The organism is Streptomyces sp. NPDC058307 (assembly GCF_042880295.1).
GTDB lineage: Bacteria > Actinomycetota > Actinomycetes > Streptomycetales > Streptomycetaceae > Streptomyces.
Genome location: NZ_JBHVYZ010000099.1, coordinates 17,778 through 22,372 on the forward strand (window position 1 = coordinate 17,778; position 4,595 = coordinate 22,372).

At 71.4% G+C, this 4,595-nt stretch carries 2 protein-coding genes; one reads left to right on the top strand and one right to left on the bottom strand.

Going from position 1 to position 4,595, the window contains the following annotated elements:
* Nucleotides 1-808 precede the first annotated feature (808 nt).
* On the top strand, nucleotides 809-2,479 hold the full coding sequence (locus ACFVYN_RS39000) for an IS200/IS605 family accessory protein TnpB-related protein (RefSeq protein ID WP_390007117.1): 1,671 nt from the start codon (nucleotides 809-811) through the stop codon (nucleotides 2,477-2,479).
* A gap of 21 nt (nucleotides 2,480-2,500) precedes the next feature.
* Here ACFVYN_RS39000 and ACFVYN_RS39005 read toward each other — a convergent pair.
* Nucleotides 2,501-4,595: copper-translocating P-type ATPase (locus ACFVYN_RS39005; protein ID WP_390007119.1), on the bottom strand; the 2,095-nt coding region annotated here is incomplete at its 5' end.

Below are 4,595 nucleotides of genomic sequence, written 5' to 3' on the forward strand. Positions count from 1 at the left end.
CGCGCCCCACGGCGGAGCCGCTGATGTCACTGCCCCGCGCCCCTGAGGTCGGCGCAATACACGCTCGTAGAAACGCACAGCGGAAGAAGCGCAAAGCGGAAGGCGCCCTGGCGACGGTCCCCCCACGGGCCGGCGTCCAGGGCGCCTTCCCATGTCCCGGTGCGGATTCCCCCCACGGGATCCGGCCGGGCGTCTGAGAGACCAGCGCCTGAATCGCTGTCTTTCCGGTGATGCTGTTTGTTTCCGGTGGTGCTGTTTGAGCAGAACGAGCAAAACTCCTCGTACTACTCCAGTGTGCGGTCTGCCGGGACAGCGCACGGTCGGGAGGGCCGCTCAAAGCTTCCCTAAGTGCGTGCCCCGGCAACGCAGCTCCGAGGAAGTCCCCCAAGACATCCTCAGACGCCAGACAACGCCCCCCAAGACGCTGCCTGACATCGCCAACTTAGACCTTCGAACCCCTTCGATGGTTACGTTCGCATCACTGTGATCTGCGTCTCTTGCAAATGTCCGTTAGATACGCAAGAGCCCGGATACGGTGAACGGGACTCCGGCGTAAGGACGATGCGCGAGTCTTGTGAAGAGCTTATGTGAGTGGGGCTCCGGACTCCAGAGGGGGTTGGGAACTGTTGCCGCTGCACTTAGCAGAAGTGACTTCTGGTGATCGTGGGTGAGTGCCTGTACTGGATGCGGTGGTTCGTCTGCGCGCCAGGAGGGTCTGCCGGCGGGGTGTGCTGCCTGCGGTTTCGGGAGGGAACGGGGGTTCGTGGGTCGAACGGGTGACCTTTGCGGCGGCTGCTCGTTGACTGCCGTGGACGGGGATCTTCGGCAGGGCGGGGGTGACTGGGTGGGCGGGTTGCCGGAGGTGGCGGCGTCGTTCGTGGTGCCCGGTCCGGCCGGGGTGGCGGTCCGGGACCGGCTGCGGGTGTCGGGTGTGGACGCGGCGGTGCTCACCGAGGTCGGTGTCTACTTGGGTTCGCTGGCCGCGGGTGATCTCGCGGAGCAGTCCCGGCAGGGGCCGGCGCATGATGCGGCGTCCTGGGCGGTGCGCAAGCGGGAGCTGACGGGGAAGTCGTCGGCGCGGTGGGCGGGCAGTATCACCAAGGCCACCCATGACCAGTGGGCGCTGGCCAGGCGCGGGCAGGCCGCCCACATGGCCTGGCTGCGCGGGCAGATCGCCGCCGTCGAGGCGCGGCTGGCCCGACCGCTCGGGGCCAAAGCCGACAAGCGCGCGGGGCTGGTGCGCGGGTACGGCTCGCGCGGTGAGTGGCATGCCAAGTCCCGCCGCCTGCAGACGCTGAAGGACCGGCTGGCGGTGGTGGAGGCGGACTGGGCGGCAGGCCGGGTGCGGGTGGTGCGTGGCGGCAAACGCCTCGCGAACACCCGCCACCACCTTGCGGCGGCCAACCTGGACGAGCACGTCTGGCGGCAGAGCTGGCGCGTGGAGCGGATGTTCCTGGCCGCCGACGGGGAGTCCGGCAAACGCTTCGGCAACGAGACGATCCGCGTCACCGACACCGGACAGCTCTCCCTCAAGCTCCCCGCTCCGCTGGCCCACCTGGCCAACGCACCCCACGGCCGCTACCTCCTCGACGCCACCGTACGGTTCCAGTACCGCGGCGCGGAGTGGCTCGACCGGGTCACCGTCAACAGGGCGGTGGCCTACCGCATCCACCACGACACCGGGCGCGGCCGCTGGTATGTCACCGCGTCCTGGCAGCGGGCCGCCGCTCCCGTCCTGCCGCTTCGGGCGGCGCTGGCGCGGGGGGTGGTGGGGGTGGACATGAACGACGACCACCTCGCCGCCTGGCAGCTCGATGTGCCTTACGACCTCACCCGCGGCACCCAGCACCGGGACGCGCAGATCCGGCACGCCCTGACCCGGCTGCTGCACCACACCCGCCGCTGCGGGGCCGCAGCGATTGCCATCGAGGACCTCGACTTCACCGAGGGCACCAGCCGCGAGAAGCACGGCCGCAACAAGCGTTTCCGCCGTCTCATCTCCCGCTTCCCCACCGCGAAGCTCAAAGCCCGCCTCGTCTCGATGGCCGCCGAACAGGACATCGCCGTCGTGGCCGTGGACCCCGCCTACACCAGCCGCTGGGGCGCGCAGCACTGGCAGCAGCCTCTCACCACCCCCACCCGCAAGATTTCCCGGCACGATGCGGCGAGCATCGCGGTCGGGCGACGCGCCCTCGGGCATCCGATCAGGCTGGGGGCACCTCCCAGGCCCTTAAGGCACTGGGGGAGGACGACACCGCCCCCGCCCCACCGGAGTGATGGTGCGGGGCATCGGACCGTCCAGGCCCGACCGGACACCCGCAGGCGTGAGGAAACCCGCCCCCACCTTCCCGGACCGCGCACCGGATGCGCGCCGCCGGGCAGTGGAGCGAAAGCGGGCGACCAGGGTGCCCACCACCGTTCGGGGCACCCAGCTGAGCATGGGGCCTGGCCACAGGACTCACTCCCGCTCAGTCTTTAAGAACGGTCCGTCAAAGGATCCTCAACGAAACGCACGCAGTCGCAGGCTGTTGGTCACCACGAACACCGAGGAGAACGCCATCGCCGCCCCGGCGATCATCGGGTTCAGCAACCCGGCCGCGGCCAGCGGCAGCGCGGCCACGTTGTAGCCGAAGGCCCACACGAGATTGCCCTTGATCGTGGACAGGGTGCGCCGCGAGAGCCGGATCGCGTCCGCGGCCACCCGCAGGTCCCCGCGCACCAGCGTCAGGTCCCCGGCCTCGATCGCCGCGTCGGTCCCGGTCCCCATGGCGAGGCCCAGGTCGGCTGTGGCGAGCGCGGCCGCGTCGTTGACCCCGTCGCCGACCATCGCGACGACCCGTCCCTCGCCCTGCAGCCGCCGTACGGCGTCGACCTTGTCCTCGGGCAGCACCTCGGCGATCACCTCGTCGATCCCGACCGCCCGGGCCACCGCCTCGGCCACCGTCCGGTTGTCCCCGGTCAGCAGCACCGGCCTGAGCCCCAGCGCCCGCAGTGACCGCACCGCCTCCGCACTGGTCTCCTTGACCGCGTCGGCGACCGCCAGGACCCCGCGCGCCACACCGTCCCACCCGACGACGACAGCCGTACGACCGTCCCGCTCGGCTTCTTCCTTCGCCCTGGCCAGCTCGGCGGGCAGCACGTCGAACAGCCGCCCCACGGCCACCTCGCGGCCCTCCACACGCCCGCGTACGCCCTTGCCGGGGACGTTCTCGAACCGCTCGGCCACCGGCAGCGGACCGACCCGTTCCTCGGCGCCCACGGCGACCGCCCGGGCGACGGGATGCTCGGAGGCGTGCTCCAGGGCGCCCGCGAGCCGCAGCACCTGCTTCTCGTCGGCGTCCTGGACGACGTGGACCTCCTGGAGGGTCATCCGGCCGGTGGTCACCGTGCCGGTCTTGTCCAGGACGACGGTGTCGACGCGCCGCGTGGACTCCAGGACCTCGGGTCCCTTGATGAGGATGCCGAGCTGGGCGCCGCGCCCGGTGCCCACCATGAGCGCGGTCGGCGTGGCCAGGCCCAGCGCGCACGGACAGGCGATGATCAGTACGGCGACGGCCGCGGTGAACGCGGCTGTGGTGTCCCCGGTGGCGCCGAGCCACCCCCCGAAGGTGGCCCCCGCGATGAGGATGACGACCGGCACGAAGACCGCGGAGACCCGGTCGGCCAGCCGCTGCACCTCCGCCTTGCCGTTCTGCGCGTCCTCCACCAGCCGCGTCATCCGCGCGAGCCGCGTCTCGGCCCCGACCCGGGTGGCCGCCACGACGATCCGGCCGCCGACGTTGACGGTCGCACCGGTGACGGCGTCCCCGACGCCGACGTCCACCGGTACCGACTCACCGGTCAGCATGGAGGCGTCCACGGCCGAGGCGCCCTCGACGACGGTGCCGTCGGTCGCGATCTTCTCGCCGGGCCGGACGACGAAACGGTCCCCGACGGCCAGCCGGTCCGCCGGAATGCGTATCTCCCGCCCGTCCCGCAGCACGCCGACGTCCTTGGCCCCGAGCTCCATCAGCGCTCTGAGGGCCGCGCCCGCGTGGCGCTTGGCGCGGGCCTCCAGATACCGGCCGAGCAGGATGAAGGCGGTGACTCCGGCGGCCACTTCGAGATAGATGGTCGAGGCGCCGTCCATGCCGCCGACGGTGAGCTCGAACCGCTCCCGCATGCCCGGCATGCCCGCGTCACCGAAAAACAGGGCCCACAGCGACCAGCCGAACGCGGCGAGCGTCCCGACCGAGACGAGGGTGTCCATGGTGGCCGCGCCGTGCCTCGCGTTCGTCCAGGCGGCCCGGTGGAAGGGCCACGCACCCCAGACGACGACGGGCGAGGCGAGGGTCAGCGCGAGCCACTGCCAGTTGTCGAACTGGAGGGCGGGGACCATGGAGAGCGCGACGACGGGAACGGCGAGCGCGACGGAGACCAAGAGCCGCTGCCGCAGGGCGGTGAGCTCGGGGTCGCCCCGAGACGGCTCTTCCGCGGGTGGCGCGGGCTGCTCGGCCGTGTATCCGGTCTTCACCACGGTCGCGATGAGGTCGGCGACCTCGACCCCCGCGATCTCGGAGATCTCACCGGAAACGGAACCCTCGCAGTGCCCGCAG